This is a genomic window from Lysinibacillus sphaericus (assembly GCF_006864135.1).
Taxonomy (GTDB): domain Bacteria; phylum Bacillota; class Bacilli; order Bacillales_A; family Planococcaceae; genus Lysinibacillus.
Map to the genome: position 1 here is coordinate 68,835 of NZ_SADV01000012.1, position 18,601 is coordinate 87,435.

The 18,601-nt window shown below is 35.6% G+C and carries 15 protein-coding genes and 2 pseudogenes; 12 read left to right on the forward strand and 5 right to left on the reverse strand.

The genetic code is table 11. The features are described from left to right. The first annotated feature begins 195 nt into the window (after positions 1-195). Entirely contained in the window at positions 196-1,425 is a 1,230-nt protein-coding gene (locus tag C7Y47_RS15115) for an aminopeptidase (RefSeq protein ID WP_142509528.1), read from the forward strand. 79 nt (positions 1,426-1,504) lie between these two features. Here C7Y47_RS15115 and C7Y47_RS24985 read toward each other — a convergent pair whose 3' ends face one another. Next, complete coding sequence (locus tag C7Y47_RS24985) at positions 1,505-1,666, reverse strand: hypothetical protein (protein ID WP_185903504.1); 162 nt, start codon at positions 1,664-1,666, stop codon at positions 1,505-1,507. Between the two features lie 550 nt (positions 1,667-2,216). Between C7Y47_RS24985 and C7Y47_RS26275 the strand changes: the two are divergent. The 9 genes and pseudogenes from C7Y47_RS26275 to C7Y47_RS15165 form a co-directional block, all read left to right on the forward strand. Next, positions 2,217-2,800 (forward strand): annotated as a pseudogene (locus C7Y47_RS26275) (IS110 family transposase); the annotation flags it as partial. 271 nt (positions 2,801-3,071) lie between these two features. Beyond that, positions 3,072-3,555, forward strand: a pseudogene (locus tag C7Y47_RS15130) (aminopeptidase); the annotation flags it as partial. A gap of 416 nt (positions 3,556-3,971) precedes the next feature. Further along, positions 3,972-5,201, forward strand: a complete 1,230-nt coding sequence (locus tag C7Y47_RS15135; protein ID WP_142509571.1) for an aminopeptidase — start codon at positions 3,972-3,974, stop codon at positions 5,199-5,201. Between the two features lie 146 nt (positions 5,202-5,347). Further along, positions 5,348-6,730 carry an alpha/beta hydrolase family protein gene (locus C7Y47_RS15140; RefSeq protein ID WP_142509529.1) on the forward strand — a complete coding sequence of 461 codons (1,383 nt, stop codon included), beginning with the start codon at positions 5,348-5,350 and terminating at the stop codon, positions 6,728-6,730. Between the two features lie 317 nt (positions 6,731-7,047). Continuing rightward, entirely contained in the window at positions 7,048-7,632 is a 585-nt protein-coding gene (locus C7Y47_RS15145) for a TetR/AcrR family transcriptional regulator (protein WP_142509572.1), read from the forward strand. A gap of 59 nt (positions 7,633-7,691) precedes the next feature. Then, the gene (locus C7Y47_RS15150; protein WP_142509530.1) at positions 7,692-8,297 is read left to right on the forward strand and encodes a GNAT family N-acetyltransferase; all 606 of its coding nucleotides are present in this window, start codon (positions 7,692-7,694) and stop codon (positions 8,295-8,297) included. 217 nt (positions 8,298-8,514) lie between these two features. Then, positions 8,515-9,549, forward strand: a complete 1,035-nt coding sequence (locus tag C7Y47_RS15155) for a protease inhibitor I9 family protein (protein WP_142509531.1) — start codon at positions 8,515-8,517, stop codon at positions 9,547-9,549. Positions 9,550-9,712: 163 nt separating this feature from the next. Then, positions 9,713-10,648, forward strand: a complete 936-nt coding sequence (locus C7Y47_RS15160; RefSeq protein ID WP_255505202.1) for a hypothetical protein — start codon at positions 9,713-9,715, stop codon at positions 10,646-10,648. A 1,185-nt stretch (positions 10,649-11,833) separates the two neighbouring features. Further along, positions 11,834-12,853, forward strand: a complete 1,020-nt coding sequence (locus C7Y47_RS15165; RefSeq protein ID WP_142509532.1) for a DUF418 domain-containing protein — start codon at positions 11,834-11,836, stop codon at positions 12,851-12,853. A 660-nt stretch (positions 12,854-13,513) separates the two neighbouring features. Here the strand turns inward: C7Y47_RS15165 and C7Y47_RS15170 are convergent. After that, a complete protein-coding gene (locus C7Y47_RS15170) occupies positions 13,514-13,999 on the reverse strand; it encodes a tetratricopeptide repeat protein (RefSeq protein WP_142509533.1) in 486 nt (161 codons plus the stop codon). A gap of 333 nt (positions 14,000-14,332) precedes the next feature. On the opposite strand from C7Y47_RS15170, the gene C7Y47_RS15175 reads away from it, so the two are divergent. Continuing rightward, the gene (locus C7Y47_RS15175; protein ID WP_142509534.1) at positions 14,333-15,178 is read left to right on the forward strand and encodes an alpha/beta fold hydrolase; all 846 of its coding nucleotides are present in this window, start codon (positions 14,333-14,335) and stop codon (positions 15,176-15,178) included. 154 nt (positions 15,179-15,332) lie between these two features. Here the strand turns inward: C7Y47_RS15175 and C7Y47_RS15180 are convergent, their stop codons facing one another. Together C7Y47_RS15180 and C7Y47_RS15185 are read right to left on the reverse strand one after the other, a co-directional pair. Next, positions 15,333-15,758 (reverse strand): DUF2809 domain-containing protein, encoded by a 426-nt coding sequence (locus tag C7Y47_RS15180; RefSeq protein WP_255505203.1) that lies wholly within the window; start codon positions 15,756-15,758, stop codon positions 15,333-15,335. Between the two features lie 99 nt (positions 15,759-15,857). Further along, on the reverse strand, positions 15,858-16,430 hold the full coding sequence (locus C7Y47_RS15185) for a GNAT family N-acetyltransferase (RefSeq protein WP_142509536.1): 573 nt from the start codon (positions 16,428-16,430) through the stop codon (positions 15,858-15,860). A gap of 395 nt (positions 16,431-16,825) precedes the next feature. Here C7Y47_RS15185 and C7Y47_RS15190 point away from each other — a divergent pair, with 395 nt between their 5' ends. Further along, complete coding sequence (locus C7Y47_RS15190) at positions 16,826-17,584, forward strand: class I SAM-dependent methyltransferase (protein ID WP_142509537.1); 759 nt, start codon at positions 16,826-16,828, stop codon at positions 17,582-17,584. Between the two features lie 74 nt (positions 17,585-17,658). Here the strand turns inward: C7Y47_RS15190 and C7Y47_RS15195 are convergent, their stop codons facing one another. Beyond that, positions 17,659-18,432, reverse strand: a complete 774-nt coding sequence (locus C7Y47_RS15195; protein WP_142509538.1) for a DUF1266 domain-containing protein — start codon at positions 18,430-18,432, stop codon at positions 17,659-17,661. Positions 18,433-18,601 lie beyond the last annotated feature (169 nt).

The following is an 18,601-nucleotide window of genomic DNA, read 5'->3' on the forward strand; positions in this document are numbered from 1 at the left end:
CAAATAATATAATTTTCATAGTTTAATCCGATATTTAGTTTTTCCAGTTTACAAAAAGATTTAGCCACAACGTTATTATCATATCGTAATGAAAATACGTATAAAATCTCTGGAAAATCTGTACAAAAAGTATGGCATATAGGTAAGCAGTGGAGGACAATTCAAAAACTATTGGACAGAAGCGAGGTAATTAATATGACTTTTGAAGAAAAATTACAAGCATATGCAGAACTTGCGGTAAAAGTTGGTGTCAATATTCAACCTGGGCAATATTTATTAGTCAATACATCAGTGGATGCATTGGACTTCGCCCGTTTAGTTGTGAAAGAGGCTTATAAGGCTGGGGCAGGACGTGTTCATGTTAACTTTTCGGATGATGAAATGGATCTAGCTTACTTTGAGCATGCCTCAGATGAAGAATTTAATCGTTTCCCAGAATGGATAGTCAAAATGCGTGATGAGGTAATCGAACGTAAAGGAGCACTATTGTGGATTGATGCTGCAGACCCTGATAAATTAACAGGTATTTCAGCAGATCGTCTAGCTACCTATCAAAAGGTTTCAGGAGCTGCTCTAAGAAACTATCGCAACGCCGTCATGAAAAGTTTATTCGCTTGGTCGATTGTAGCCGTCCCTTCACCAAAGTGGGCATCGAAGGTGTTCCCGAGCTTAGCAGCTGAGGAACAAGTACCGGCATTATGGGATGCTATATTTAAAACAGTTCATATCGGTGAAGGCAATGCTGTTGAAAACTGGCGTGAATATGTAACAAATTTAGAATCTCGTGCGCTCCTTCTGAACAATAAAAAATATGCGAAGCTTCACTATACAGCGCCAGGTACTGATTTAACAATTGCCTTAGTGCCACAACATAAATGGATTACTGTTGGTGGTAAAACGCCAGATGATACGAACTTTATTGCTAATATGCCGACAGAAGAGGTTTATACGTTACCGATGAAACGGGGTGTAAATGGCTATGTAAGCAATACAAAACCTTTGGTTTATCAAGGGAATATTATCGATGGCTTTAAACTGACATTTGAAGAAGGAAAAATTGTTAAAGCTGAAGCACAGGTAGGACATGATTTATTACAGGAGCTTATTAATGTGGATGAAGGCTCTTGCTATTTAGGTGAAGTAGCACTTGTACCGCATGAATCACCAATTTCAGTATCGGGGATTTTATATTTTAAAACATTGTTTGATGAAAATGCATCGAACCATTTAGCAATTGGTAAAGCATATCCAACTTGCTTAGAAGGTGGAAGAGATTTGGAAAACGATCAGCTTGAAGCGTTAGGTGCAAATAATTCAGTAACACATGAGGACTTTATGATTGGCAATGGTGAGATGGACATCGACGGTATTCTACCAGATGGAACTGTAGAGCCAATTTTCCGTAAAGGTAACTGGGCATTTTAAGCTAAGCTTAATTAGTACATCAATACTCAAGATGGTATTTAGTGTTTCAGCTGCTTTTACTCAAACTGAAAATTACCTGTCAATTGGAGATTCCTTGGCGGCTGGTCAAACACCATATCAACAGATTGATACAGGCTACTTCTGTTCGAAAATCTTCACATATTTTATTAATATCTCTAGTAGGAAATGGCTTTTCTAATTCTATTTTAATTTCAGCTAGTTGTTTTAAAATATCATTCATATTTTCACCTCTATAAGTGTGTCATTTATCTATTTTATCAAATTTGTTTATTAGACAAAGCACAAACCTTTCGCGTCGTTTTGGGAACCTTTCATTAAAGAATGTTATTCAATAATATGGCCCGATTGTTGAACATTAGTTAGATAGCACTATTCAACTAAACTGCCCCGTTCGTATTATAAGGTCAACCGGAGAAATCTGGTTGACTATTTTTTATTCAATTTATAGATTGATAGTAGCCGGAGTAGAACGGACCAGCCCGTGGGACTTGATCCCGACAACTAAACTGTTCGCCCTCTACTTGTTAACACATGATTAGGCTGGTTGGGACATTACGATCTCGTATAACAAGCGAAGATATGAATAACAAGCTAGATAGAGGTTACCGGTCAATACACTACCTTAGGAGGAGATAAACATGAATCCAGTAGTTGGTCTGGATGTCGCAAAAGGTGAAAGTCAGATTCAAATGTTCTTGGATAAAAAAATGCCCTATAAAAATAGTGTGAAAGTTGAACATACGGTGGAGGGGCTTGAAAGATCGGAAAAATTAATCGGAGCTGCAGAACGCAATCCATTTCAATCAACTCTTTATCAAAGTCTTCTAGTCAGTTTGAATATGTATATTGATTTACTCCAATACTTCAAGTGTACCACCAACAACTTTCTACGTTGGTGCGTGAGATTGATGAGTTAGCGGCACAACTTGAAGAATATGAATTACTCCAATCAATCCCCGGTATTGGTGAAAAAATCGCTGCAACGATTATTTAAGAAATCGGAGAAATTGATCGGTTTAATCATCCGAAAAAGTTAGTAGCCTTTGCAGGACTAGATCCCAGTGCCTTTGAATCAGGTCGCTTTAAAGGCACGAAAAATCACATTACTAAACGCGGCTCGGCTAGGCTTCGTCACATGCTTTATACAGCTGTTCGTTGTTCTATTCGAGATAGTCGGAAAAAGAAAACAACACCTGAAACTATCGCACGAAATAAGCGATTACGAGCCTTCTACGATTTAAAACGTGAGGAAGAAAAGCCATACAAAGTAGCCATTATTGCTTGTGCAAATAAGCTTTTACATTGGATTTATGCGATTTTAAAAACGAAAACACCATTCCACGAAACTATATAGTAACAGCATTTTCAAATTCAACAAAAACCTTCCAAATAGAATTCGGAGGGTTATTTGAGTTGCGGTTTTTAGTATAGCATGAAGTGTTTTTTAATTTAAAAGATTTTTATTGACAATCTATTAGCGGGTTTAGTTTTTAGAAGAAATCTAAGAGTTGCTGAGAATTACTTAAGTTGAGTGGATTCTATTATCGTTACAACTTAGTAAGATAATATTTCAAATTGTAAGGGAACAGTTATTCATTTAAACAAAGAAAATTTATATCTTTAAAATGAAACAATTGGACAAAAGCGAGGTAAATAATAGGTCTTTTGAAGAAAAATTACAAGCCTATCAGAACTTTTGGTATAAGTCGGTGTCAATATTCAACCAGGGCAATACTTATTAATCAAGACATCTGTGGATGCATTGGATTTCGCCCGTTTAGTTGTGAAAGAGGCTTATAAGGCTGGGGTAGGACGTGTTCATGTTAATTTTTCGGATGAGGAAATGGATCGTGCTTACTTTGAGCATGCCTCAGATGAAGAATTTAATCGTTTCCCAGAATAGATAATCAAAATGAATGATGAGCTGATCGAGCGGAAAGGAGCATTCAATTAATTGATGCTGCAGACCCTGATAAATTAACAGGTATTTCAGCAGACCTTCTAGCTACCCATCAAAAAGTATCGGGAGCTGCTCTGAGAAACTATCGCAACGCCGTAATGAAGGATTTAATCGCATGGTCGATGGTAGCAGTTCCTTCACTAAAGTGGACAGTTCATTCAAAAGAAAAGAATCTATTTTGATTAATCTCTTGTAAAAATGGATTTTAACTGTAGAACCTAGATTTACACAATTTTTACCAAACTTTTGAAAAAATGAGTTTAAAAGGCTTGATAATTCATTTAAAATGATTTATATTGATATCAAATGATATGTTTATCTATCAAAAATGATAACTTTTTTCAAAGAAGGGAGTGAACGGTGAAGAAAAACTGATTAATGGAATCAAAGTTTAGGAGGTAAATATATGAGTGATAAAAAACCCCATTTTTTTTTATCATATCGTGAAGAAAAAGCGTATGAAAAGTGGTCACGAGAAATTTCTGAGAAACCTGTACAGAAAGTATGGTATGAAGACAAGCGAGCGGATGATAAAAAACAATTGGACAGAGGAGAGGTAAATAATATGACGTTTGAAGAAAAATTACAAGCATATGCAGAACTTTTGGTAAAAGTCGGTGTCAATATTCAACCAGGGCAATACTTATTAGTCAATACATCTGTGGATGCATTGGATTTCGCCCGTTTAGTTGTGAAAGAGGCTTATAAGGCTGGGGCAGGACGTGTTCATGTTAATTTTTCGGATGTGGAAATGGATCGTGCTTACTTTGAGCATGCCTCAGATGAAGAATTTAATCGTTTTCCAGAATGGATCGTCAAAATGAATGATGAGCTGATCGAACGTGAAGGAGCACTATTAATAATAGATGCTGAAGACCCTGATAAGTTTGCAGGTATTTCAGCCGATCGTCTAGCTACTTATCAAAAGGTATCGGGGGCTGCTCTGAGCAACAATCGCAACGCCGTAATGAAGGATTTAATAGCTTGGTCGATGGTAGCAGTTCCTTCACCAAAGTGGGCATCGAAGGTGTTCCCAAACTTAGTAGCTGAGGAACAAGTGCCTGCATTATGGGAGGCTATTTTTAAAACTGTTCATATCGGTGAAGGTAATGTTGTTGAAAACTGGCGTGAACATGTAACAAATTTAGAAGCTCGCGCGGTCCTACTGAACAATAAAAAATATGCGAAGCTTCACTATACAGCGCCAGGTACTGATTTAACAATTGCATTAGCACCACAGCATAAATGGATTACTGGAGGTGGTAAAACGCCAGATGATACGATCTTTATGGCTAATATGCCGACAGAAGAGGTTTATACGTTACCGATGAAACAAGGTGTAAATGGCTATGTAAGCAATACAAAACCATTAGTATATCAAGGGAATATTATCGACGGCTTTAAACTGACATTTGAAGAAGGAAAAATTGTTAAAGCCGAAGCACAGATAGGGCTCGATTTATTACAGGAGCTTATGAATGTGGATGAAGGCTCGTGCTATTTAGGTGAGGTAGCACTTGTACCACATGAATCGCCAATTTCAGCATCGGGGATTTTATATTTTAATACATTGTTTGATGAAAATGCATCGAACCATTTAGCGATTGGTAAAGCTTATCCAACTTGTTTAGAGGGTGGAAGAGATTTAGAAAATGATCAGCTGGAAGCGTTAGGTGCAAATATTTCAGTAACACATGTGGACTTTATGATTGGCAGCAGTGAGATGGACATCGACGGTATTCTACCAGATGGAACTGTAGAGCCAATTTTCCGTAAAGGTAGCTGGGCATTTTAAGTTTTTGATTTGAAGAAAGGAGTAGAGCAGATGAAACGATTACTAAGCATAATTGGTGCAACTATATAGGTGTTTCATCTGCTTTTGCTCAGACTGAAAACTACCTCTTTAATTAGAAGTAAAATGCATTCAAAGGAGATAGGCCAATGAATTTCTGGGAAGTTGTTTTGATAGTTGTAAATTTTAGTATATTGAGTTGGATACTGTTAATAGGCAGGGAAACGAAAAAGTGGACTAAATTAGCTACTTTGGTTGCCGTTGTAATGGTTACAGTTCAGCTAGTGGCAGAAGGTTTTAGATGGCAGATGATTCCAGCATATGTATCCCCAGTTATCTTGATTATATGCTATTTATTAGCTGAGCGGAAAAAGGGGTTCAGAAACAAGAGTATATTCATAGTTAAGTCTTTGTTGTTGTGCATCTATTTGTTTGTAGCAGTTGCGCTACCCTTACTTATGCCAGTATTTTCATTTGAAGAACCAACTGGCCCACATAGGGTCGGTACGAAGCTATATCATTGGGTTGATGATCAGAGAAATGAACCATATTCGAAAAATCCAACCGATCGACGCGAACTAATGGTGCAAATTTGGTATCCTGCAGATGAAAAAAGCAAGGGGGATCGAGAACCTTATATTCGTAACATAAATGAGCTCTCCAAGGGATTGGAAAAAACATTGTCCATTCCTGCATTTGCATTCAGCCACATGGGTTTGGTAGAATCTCATTCGTTTATGGATTTACAACTCTCAAACTCAGAGAATCATTACCCCATATTACTTTTCTCTCATGGTTTTAATGGTTTTCGTAATCAAAACACGTTTGAAGTTGAGGAATTGGCTAGTCAAGGATATATTGTTCTAGGTATCGATCATACCTTTGATGCTGCAGCTACCGTCTTTCCAGATGGTCGAACTGCTTACGTACAGCCCTTCAATTTAACTGATTTTAACTTACGTGATCGCCACATCAAATTATGGAAAGAAGATGTCACTTTTGTACTTGACCAGTTAGAGAAGCTTAATCAAAACGATGAGACCGGCTTCTTTACAGGAAAGATTGATACCTCGCGTATTGGAATGTTTGGGCACTCTTACGGTGGGGCTACCGCAGCACAAGTACTTGCAGAAGACTCTCGTGTCAAAGCAGCGATCGATATGGATGGCACATTGCATGGGGAAGTTTTCCCTGAAAGTGGGATTGGAAAACCATTTCTGCTCATGAGTGCAGACATAAATGAAGATTCTGATGAAGATACCTATAAAGACAAGGTTCGCAATGAACGTGGGTTAGCTGGCGGTGGTATGTCAATGGTCATTCCCCATACGGATCATTCAAGCTTCACTGATTTACATTTGTTCTCCCCTCTGTTGCAGAGCCCAGGGGAAAAACCAAAGGAAGTTCATCGCATTATTAACGAATTCAGCCTGGCATTTTTTGACCAGTATGTAAAACAGAAAGATGACGGCTCAACCCTTAAAAGGCTGAAGAACAAATACCCGGAAGTGAATTTTAAAGTAAACCGTTAACCTTATGCAGAAACCAACTATATTAAAAAAATATTCTGCAATTAAATGAAGTACAATCGGAGTTTATTGTGAGAAATTGCTTAAAAACCAAGTAATGTCATTCATTTCTCTTTTGATTTAATTTCATCAGCGTCATTTAAATAATGAAATGCTAAAAATAGAACATTCAAAGTACTATCCGTTTCAGTAGTTAATTCTTTTTGAAAAGCTACATTCAACAGCTGGACACTTTGTTTTAAATGATTTATGCTAATTTCAAATGATATGTTTATCTATCAAAAATGACGACTTTATACAGAAAAAGGGAGAGATTGATGATGAAGAAAGAATTATCAGCGTTGAAGGAAGCGAGATTTAATGCAATTCTTGATTCGGCTACTATATTGCTTGTTGAAAATCCTACTGCTTCGATGAATGAAATTGCGGAATATGCGGGAATTGGCATTGCTACACTTCATCGCTACGTCGAAAGCAGAGAGAAATTGATGCTGTTCTTGGGCCATCGGGCTATACAACTGGTAAGTGATACCGTAAACCAAATTCCACTGGATGAGGAAAGCAGCGAAAACTATATCCCGGAACTCATTGAAGCGTTAATCCCCTTAGGTGACAAAATCTATTTTCTAGGTCATGATGCATCTGTATTCAACAACAAAGAATTAGGTGAAGCCGAAGTGAAGGTAAGGGAGCCCATACGACGCGTTATTGAGCTGTTACAACAAAGAGGTTACTTTCAGCAAACGGTTAGCAGCGAATGGATTTTGAATACGCTTTATGCCCTGCTTTTCCATACATGGGAACAGGTACATGAAGGTAATGTGCCTAAAAAATCGGCTACAGAGCTTTTTTTAAATACGTTTTATCATGGTTTCAAAGCTAAGGACGAGTTCAAAGGGGATTGAACTGATAAATACATGATAATTAACATCAATAATATAGAAAGAGAAAAGGAGACTAGGGAATGAATCAATTCACTATTGTAAAGGCTGATCATCGATCCATGGTCGGCGCCAAGCTAAATGTAATGGCATTGGAATACATGGCGTTTCCACTTGCAGGATCAGAGGACAAGAACAAAGTTGAAGGAACATTTAGTACCCTATGGCGGCAGGAGAACAATCGTTTTAGTCATCAATACGCTTATGAAGCTCAAATGGACGGGCAAACTTTAGGGATGATTACTTGCTATCCCATACCCGTTTTAAATCGTCTTCCCTGGCCAACTTTTAAACAGTTGTTTTCATTCCGAAAGCTGGGCCTTGTTATTTATAACATTCTGAATATCAAAATGCTTTATTCCATGATCACCATGAAGGAGGGAGAAGATGACGAGTTTCACATCGGAACAATTGCATTATTGCCCGAAAGCCGGGGACTGGGAGTAGGTACCAGGCTGCTTGAGTTTGCCGAGGAACAGGCCTGCCTGCAAGGCTTCGCCAAATGCTCTCTGACGGTAAAGAAAGAGAACCATCTTGCCATTAAATTGTATCAGAGGATAGGCTACCAGATTACAGGTGAAATCAATAAACCAAAGTTATCGTTGTACAAAATGGTTAAAAATTTATAAACCCACAAATATTTACAAAAAGAGTTGTGCCGTATTACCCATTGATTAAAGATAATTAAGTGAGTTTTAACCGCAAATAAGCAGGGTTTAATAGAAGTGCATCCTACTAGTTCAAAAAACTTTATGGCAGAGTTTGATACTCTCGGATTAGAATTTTTGAAAAAAATCCAATCATATTCTCGTCTATTAACTGAATCTAATTTTAGGAGGTCAATATATGATTAATAAAAAAATTCCATTAATAGTGGCAACAACGTTAGTATTTTGCGGATCAGTTTCAGGATTAAATATGACTAAACCGGCATTAGCAGCAGACAGTAATGTACAAGATGTAAACATTCTCCCATATAAAATATCAGAAGAACTAACTCGAAAGATTGAGGGAGCTTCGCCATCGGATGTATTCTCAGTAATTGTTAGTTTTAATAAAACACTCAACAAAGAAGACTATGCGAAACTTGAAAAGGAAATTGGCGAATTTTCAAGAAGATATACTTATGATACCGTTATTAGTGGTTTTGCTGGAGATTTAACCAAAGAACAGATTTTATTGTTGAATAAAACATCGTTTGTCACACTTATTGATGTAGACCAGATAGTAACAAATTACGATGATATCATTGTTGAATCAACTTTTAGCAAGGATAGAAGTGGATGGATCGGTGAATTTTCTGACTATCCACATAAAGATAAAGTTCGTTATAAGCTCCAATTCTCCCTTAAGTCACTACCTAAAGAGATAAACAATAAACGAAAAGGTCTATACTTAAGTGGATATAATGGAAGTGACGATTTATTTATGTTTGTTAAGAAGAGATTGGATACAAATGATCGGCTAAAACCGAATACAAAATATAGTGTGACATTTGATTTCGATATAGCCACAAATGCTAAAGATGAAATAGGTGTAGGTGGATCTCCTGGTAAAAGTGTATTTGTGAAGATTGGTGCAACCAATACGGAACCGATCCCGGTTATGGATGAAACAGGATTTTATTTAATGAATATTGATAAAGGGAACCAAGGAGTAGAAGGTAAAGATGCATTTATTATTGGGGACTTGCAAAAAACGACAATAGATAGTGAGAAGTATGAGGTAAAACCTTTTAATAATAACCAACGCCCTTTTATGGTTGAAACCAACGATAATGGAGAATTATGGTTATTAATTGGCACAGATTCCGCTTTTGAAGGTGTTACGAGTATTTATTATCCTCGTATTAAAGTGACCCTAAAAGAAGTGAAAGAATAGAAAAACCTGAGCATAAACGAGGAATCTTTCACATTAAAGAACTCTAATTCCATTAGAGGTGTAACAAGTTGTCCACTTGAAGACAAAGCTGTTCTTCGTTTAAGATTGAAAATGAAATAAAAAGTTTCAGTTGATTAATACAAGAAATTAGGGGGCAAATGCCATGAAAAAAGTACTTTTTATCCCCATGCTTTTAAGTTTCAGTATAATAAGTGCATGCTCTGATAAAGAAGAAACACCTAATGTGCCGAACAAGCCACAAGAGGAACAAGAATCTAACGTGCCGAGCAAGCCACTAGAGGAACAAGAATCTAACGTGCCGAGCAAGCCACTAGAGGAACAAGAATCTAACGTGCCGAGCAAGCCACAAAAGGAGCAAGAATCTAACGAACCAAACAAGTCACAAGAAGAGCATCAATCAAACGAAAATCAGGAACCGTCCAAAACAAATAAGGGAAACACAGAAGCATCTCTTACACAGGCTGGTGTATTAAAAAATATTAAGAGCCAGCTTAAAACTAATTTAACTATAACTTTACCAAAAGGGCTTCCGATATCAGATGGTACATTTTTAACTGCAACAACGAAGGCGGAAGCTAACCAAGTTGAAATACTATTTTTTGAAAGTAAAAAGTATTTGCCAATCAATGATCCGAAGCTTAAAAATTCAAAGACAGCTACTGTAATTGCAAGACTAGTAGTAAAGCAATATCAGAATGCTAAAGAAGCAAATGAGCAAATTGCTTTTGTGAACTTTAGTCAAAATGGTGGTCAAGAGGTTGATCTTGGCTATAACATTAAAGGTTATCAAGATGCAGGAGCTGGTTCTTTATGGACTGGTTGGAATGAGGGTAGATGGGCAATTGAAACACATACACGAACAGACAATCCAGAAGCAGGTGTGAAGCTTGCAAAACAGGCAGTCCAATTTCTAGAAACACATATGCTACCAATTCCAAAACAAAACGGTTTTGCACGCTTGGATGTTTATGAATCAGGGAGTTTGATTGTTTGGCAGGACGAAAAACTTGTTTATACGCTTGATTCAATCAAAGAGCCACTTAAAGCACTTGAAATGACCACAACTTTTTACCATTAACGAATAGTATGGCTCCTTCAAAGGATAATCTGTTTTAGTTATGGGTATGGTAATGAAGACATTTGGTTTAGATAGAATCGCCAAACGGATGTTTTGTATTAAAACTTTTTTAGTCACGTTAAGCGCCTGTGTTGAATCGACACAGGCTCTTTTCAAGTTGTTAGGAATTGCCTATGAGAGAGAACAATTTGTAAAAGATCATTACATGCAGGGAAAATGATTTAAATGCCTAGCGCGATTTCAGTAATGGATATTGTATGATAAAGTTGGAATTTTGCAACATCTGGAAGCATTATGATAATCTAACATAGCGTACAGCATGAAGAGTTATTATGTAGTACGAGTGTGTATGTAAGAGCAGTACCGTGTAGCAGATGTTAGCTTGGAATAAATTGGGAAGCAATGGCATCAGTTTTTAAGGTTATAGTAGACCGGTGCAAAACTATTCTACATGTTTATATATTTTGATTCTACATAACAGAAAGGCAGTAGTAACAAGGTACAGATCCTTGTTACTACTGCCTTTTTCATGAAAGTAACAGCTATTGGATATAATACAATTTCTTGAAGTAGTAATACTAATGCGTTTCCGTTTTAGTTTTAGAAGAGATCCAAGATTGCATGAGAAAAATTATATAAAGATTAAGTGGATTCTATTATCGATATTCAAGTAATTTCCATAGTTTAATTCGAGATGTAGCTTTTCCTATCGTTACAATTTAGTAAGATTATATTTCCAATTGTAAGGGGACAGTTATTCATTTGAACAAAGAAAAAATATATCCTTAAGGTAATAATAAAACCAATGAGTTTTCTAATAGCAAACCTTATTGGTATGGGAGGAATGTTGATTACTATATTTTGTAGTTATGGTTTAAATAAGAAATCAAATCTAATTATGATTTATCATCTACAGATTTAACAGAGATACAACAGATTACAAAAAAATTAGCCAGATATTAATAAAATCCATAAAATCAAATGGATATTGAACTTTTATTAAGTTCCTAAGGAGGAAAAATGGAAAAGCATGAGTTAATTAAATTAGTACTTATTGATTTAATGGGGAGATGGAAGCCTCAATACTATCGGTTAAATGAAAATTGCGAAGGTTGTATGTGAAGCACACAATTAATTTTTGGGGATTTTTAATACTATAAATATAATTATATTAGGAGAATTGAAATGAATAAACTAAATTCGTATACACGAATAGATATTATGGATTACTTACGAGGATTTGCTTTGCTGGGAATACTCATTGTAAATGGTTACCAGATGTTAGGTTTTTTTTCTGATAGTGAGTTACACGGTGCACTATATTCAATATTTAACAGAAAATTTTACCCTATTTTATTCTTTTTATTTGGATCTGGGTGCTATCTTTTTATGAATCGATCCAATCAAAAAGTAAATAATAGATACCCTTTGTTTTTACGTAGAATCTGTTTTTTATTTGTATTAGGACTTATCCATACATTTTATGCACCGCCAGGAATTAATGATGTATTAACGATTTATGCTGTACTTGGCCTGTTTATTGTAATATTTTTCAAAAGAAATAAGTGGACCAACTTAATAGTAACGGTTACAATAATAGCCTTATCTATAGTTACAGCTTTTTGTCAACCGCCGTATTATGATGATTTTAAAGTATGGCTATACACCCTATCCTACATAAGTCAATGGTTTGCATTGGTGATGCTAGGCTATACGATGGGACAATTTAAATTTTTTGAAAATGTCTATGGAAAATTAAAGTATATTTCGATTTTTTTAATCGTTAATATTTGTATTTATGCATCTTTATTTTATGTAAGGAAGTTAGAGATTCATCCGGTGGTACCTGAAATATTAGAAAGTTATACGGTAGCTTCTATCATTGCTAGCAGTTTTCTTATTATTTTACAATGGGACAAGGCAAAAGTGATATTAACACCATTAAAGTTCTATGGACAAATGTCTTTAACAAATTATCTTGCACAAAGTCTTTTACTAATTGTGTTTAGTATCATAATTGGTTTTATACCTATTAATTCATTAATTGTGTGCTTTATAATCCACGCTATTTTAATTACTTTTAGTATTGTTTGGTTAAAGTATTTTAAAATGGGACCAGTTGAATGGTTATTAAGATATTTTACATATTGGAGTAAAATTCCCAATAGGAAGAAATCTGTTAGAAACAATTTAGAAAGTGTTTAAATGTTTAATCACTTTATTTAAGGAGACAGGCCAACTGCTACAGCTAACGGGGGGATTTTGTGCGAAAAGGATTTCAAAAATAAACAAGCTTTAAAAAGTTATCTATCACATTCAAAAAAGAGCATGTTATGATCAATAATTTTACCATAGTTATTTTTAAAACAAGAACTAGGGCTGATTTCCGTTCGATTGAGCGCTGTCCTGGGGGCGGTCGATAAGACTTCGTGTCTTTCCTCGCTCTAGAGTATCATCTATGACGTTAAAGCCAAAAGGAGTAGCTCGGTCTTCACTTCAATCAATTGCTGACTAGTTGTTTTTCATCTCTGTAAAAAACAACAGATTATCCGACGTTATATATTATAGTTACAACATATATTCTCGCACCCAATTTATTATCATAACAAAATATTCCCGTTAAGAAAATTAAGAGAGAGGGAATGCGTGTTCTTATTTTACCACGGGATTTTTCAAATTGAAATGTTCACACTTAAATAACTTGGATTACATAAGTCGTTTCAATGAAAACCTTCTTTTACACTATCTTATCAAGTGAATCCTGAATTTATCGAGTACTCAAAGTACTTTACTTTAACGGGGTTTTAGGTCTATTTAGTAATATGAAAAGATCAGGTTCAAATAGGAGCCTGATCTTTTATCGTGTTATTCCCAAGTTTGATCTAGCATATCGCTGTAAAATTTAATGGCCTTGCTATATTGTTTTATACCTTTATGATTAGTAGTTTGAATTACTGTGTTTAATAAAGTTTCCATAGCCTTTGAATGCTCGCTAAGATTATAAAGTGTCATCGCATAGAAAACCTTTAAATGTTCGGCTTCTGGAAACTCACTTAGGGCCTGTTCTAGAATACGTTTTGACTGTTCATATTGCCCTAATGCACGATAGGTACTGCCTAATCCTAAATAAGCATCTACTAAAAATTCGGGTTTAAGTCCTAATTGAATCGCTTTTTCATAGTGAGGGACAGCCTCTTGTTCATTTCCTAATGAATCATATGTCCATGCACATTGAAATTGGTAGTAGCCATTTTCAGGCTCTTCTTTAACTAAAGCAACCATTAATTGATTTGCTTCTTCCAATCGAGCATTCTCTCTTAATGTAATGATATGTTGTACTCGCTTATCCATTTTTTGTATCCTCTATCTTTCTATTTTTTCTAATATTTAATAATTTTAAACTTTTGAATTCATATTGTATACTTGGTTCAAGTTTTAAAAATTTCACTTTTCTATATTATCACGCATATTAAATAGATAAATATAAAGTAAGTATCTGTAGGAAATCGACAACAACGAAGTGGCTCAACGCTCGTTTTTCAATTAATAAAATAATAATGGGGTGAATAAGAATGCTTGATCGTTCTATGGAGAAAACACGGGAATGTTAAAAAGAAAGGGAGTGATAGAACGAAGAGTACAATGTGAAGCTCTTCTATATAAAAAGAAAAGAGGACGATTATAATGAATAATTATCAAAGCATCTTTAGTGAAGGATTTGATTTAAAATATTGTGTGAAGGGACAAGGTAAGCCGATATTGGTAGTGGGTAGCAGTGTATATTATCCGCGCTTGTTCTCGGAAAATTTATCTAAACATTTTCAATTTATCTTCTTAGACCATAGAGGTTTTGCGAAGCCTCCACGTTCTTTAAAGAAAGAAGATTATACTTTAGATAAAATTGTTGAGGACATCGAAACAGCAAGACAATGGCTAAAGCTTGAGGATTTCATCATTTTAGGACATTCTGGGCACGCATTTATGGCTTTGGCATATGCCGAAAAATATCCTCAGTATGTTCAGAAGGTCATTTTATTAAATTCAGCACCAACAAACAGTCAAGAGAGACAGCAGCAAAGTTTTTCATTTTTTAATGAGACTGCTAGTGCTGAGCGTACAAAGCAATTTGAGCATGATATTGCTTTTTTAGAGAAGGATATTCACTATGATCCTGAAAGACGATTTGTGCATATGTGTATTCGCATGGGGGCGCATAGCTTTTATGATTATACGTTCGATGCTGCTTATATGTGGGATGGCGTCTATACAAATATGGAAGTTATTGATTACCTTTGGGGTGTAGCTTTTGCTGAACAAAATCTAATCCAATCTATGGCTCACTTAGATAAGCCTATTTTTGTAGGGTTAGGGAGATATGATTATTTAGTCGCTCCTGTTTCGCTCTGGGGTGTCATTGATTATTCAAATGAAAATGTGAAGAAGGTCATTTTTGAAAAAAGTGGCCATAACCCAATGTTTGAACAACCGGATATATTTGATAGAGAATTGATTGATTGGATTAATGAATAAATGGCCATAATTTCAACTAAAGTTTGATTAATAGCCTATACTAAATAAAATGTACCCTATAAGATAGGCACTAAAAAAGTCTCTCTTATAGGGTTTACATGGAATATGACGGAGCGGAACTTTTGTCAAAGAAAACTGATTGATAAATATTAATTTAATTACGAGAAGTGAACGTAAGTGCCATCTTATCTAATACAGTAGCTATTGTAATCCCTACTGAATATCGAAGCAAATCCTCAACAAGAAAACCTTTGCCAAGTATCAAAGCCCCGAGCGTTGTCCCACGAATCTGATTAATCCAGTCTTCCTGATACAACTGGCTAAATTCTATGCCGAAGCTAAACAAAAAACTGAGCCGAATGGCTGTTAGGGTACTCTTACGCACTAGCAACAATCGAAATCCGAAATAGACCATCATAGCCCAAAGCATGTCCCCTGCGTTCTGTGCTACCAATGACGGAAGTAGAAGACTCCATTTTCTAGATGCTAGACCTAAAAAGATGGTGATCACAATAGCTATCAAATAAGCTATTCGTATATTAAAGTAGTGTAAGTTGCTAGATTTATGCTCATTAGTCAATAGAATCACTCTTTCGGTTGTTAATATTAATTCATTATCTCATATTTGATGTCCGAAGATTGATGTGTACATACCTTTGACTAAAGATTACTAAATTATTTAGTTCACCGTGTATTCTTCTTTAAGTAATCCGTATATTTCCAAATCTACAACTCCTTTACCAGACCATAATGCAGCTTGTCTTATAAGTCCTTCTTGAGAAAATCCATTTTTTAGGAGCACCTTTTTAGATGCCTCATTTAATGGCATAACCTCAGCCTGTATGCGATTTATATTAACTTCCTCAAATAAAAAATTGACAATTATTTTAACTGCATCTGTCGCAAGGCCCTTACCCCAATAGTTCTCTGCTAAAAAGGTACCAATCGTAACCATATTCACTTTTTGATTAAAATCCATTGCTTCTATAATGCCCACTAATTGATCGTTATGAGACTTTTGAAAAATGCCCCATTTAACTCTCGTTTTCTTTTGATAATCTCTGTCAAAGTGTCCAATCATTTTACGTACTGTTTGGATATTATGCTTCGGGAGTATCCCACAATATTCAAAGACTTTTTCATTATCATAGATTGCAAATAATTCTGGTAAATGTGCATCTTCAATTTTCTTTAGCATAATATTATCGGAGCTTAATAATGGGAACTCTGCAAACACTTTTTCGATATTCATAGCATACTCTCCTTATTTTTTTTACGTTTTTCGTACATTATATTGTAGAAATGATTGGAAACCAATCTCTTTTTTTTGAAGGAGGTCTTTAAATAAATCAATCTAAGCATCTAAATGGTGGGATGATAAAACGATGCCTTTTAATGTTTTATCAGTGCGAAAGCGAAGCGGCAGCAACAATACACCTAGTCAGAACTTAATCGACCACACACTATGGTGATTATTGAAATAAAAACATATTGAAAGGCATTCTTTTATTATGTATAATTTTACTATATTATACAGAAAGTGAGTGATTTATGATGATAGTCAGCTCTATTTTTCCAACAAACCAATATAAGGTGTGGAAGAAGTAAGAATAATAGATTCTTCTGCACGAAATCGGAGGAATTGAAATGTATAGTAATTACGGACCTTTATGTACAGAACTTTATGATTTGACAAAACCAGTTGGATATTCTATTGGTGGGGATATTGAATATTATCTTGAACGCTTAAAAGGAACTAAGGGAAGAGTACTTGAAGCGGGAGCTGGCTCTGGACGCTTCTTAATCCCTTTACTTGAAAATGGATACGATGTTGAGGGAATTGACTACTCACCTGAAATGTTAGATTTATGCCGAAAACACTCCATTGAAAGAGGGTTAAAGCCAAATTTATATGAAGGTAACTTAAGCAATTTTTCATTAGACTCAAAATATGAAGCGATTGTTATGCCGACAGGTTCGTTCTGTTTAATCGAGAATTCAAAAGATGCGATGGATGCATTATTATGTATGTATAAACATTTGATCCCTGGAGGACGCCTAATTGTAGACATGCTTTTACCTACAGACTGGCGAACAGGGGAAATTACTTCATCCTACTATGAAATTTCGCAAGAGGAAGGAATTGCAATAGAAAGAAAAGCCGTTGAAATGAACTGGATCGAGCAATATACGCTAACCATTTTAAAATATGAAAAATGGCGAAATGGTAAATTAATTGATTCAGAGTTACAAAGATTTCCATTGAGATGGTACGGAATAGAAGAATTCAAGCTTATATTAACAAACATAGGTTTTTCTAATATTACTTGCTCGGCTGAATATGTTTATAACAAGAAGCCTTCAAAAGAGCATTCATTAATTACATTTGAAGCTGTTCGTAAATAAATATACCTGCTAGATATGAGCTCAGAAAGTAGCTAATATCTAGCAGGTTTTTAGATTTAATCAATTCTTTTTTCTCATACCTTGTCCAATGCTACAGATTCCTGTACCGTTGATCGCTTAAAGTTAAATTCATTCCAAATCGAGTCTTTCTCATCCAGCAGTTCTTTTCCTTTCCAAATGATATCGTTAATTTTACCTTCGTAAGCAATGGCTCGACCAAATGCAAATGAAATAAAATATTCATTCCAGGATTGGAAGATAGGGCTGGCGGCGTCAGCAGCTCTCTCTATATAGTTCCATGCCTGCTCTTCGGTTAAATAACCAACTATGTAGCTCCATCTTGCAATATTTATAGCTCGCTCAAAATCCCATGCAGCAATAGTGTTTACCTGGTCAAAATCGGATTTCGTAAAGGAAAGCCTTTTCATCATCCCTTCTTGGGCTGATTCGTAGCATTCCTGCGATTTCCCCACCTCTTCCTCTGTAAAAGACTGACCCGCTTTCAATGCTAGAAGCAGCTCATTAAACTTCGTACGGTGTCCTTCCGATAGCAGCCATTCCAGAGTTTGTACAGCCTCCTCTGTATTATTAACCTCCCAGGCAGCAGAAAGGCCATCTTTCAAAATTTCAGGATTTTCCATCACCTGCAATGTCCGTGGCGACTCAAGTCGATAAAGAGCGAGGGTGGCGCCGTAGGCAAGCAAATGCTGTTTCTCTTTTGGTAAACGGTTAGCCAACTCCAGTTCTGTTCGTTGTTTTTTATTCTTTTTATTAAATACATTGACCGCTATAGACATAGCCACGAAAATTAAAACTACAATCCCTACAATAATTAGAAAAATCTTCAAACCATCACATTCCTCTCCATATTTTTAATGCGGCACAGTTTAATTTAGAATCACTCGATTCCAAAAAATATAGTAAAATTATACATCTTGAGTAAATGATATACAATACGACTATTTAATTACTTATCATCGATTGTAAGGATGCATTGATTGATTGGCGTAGAAGCTT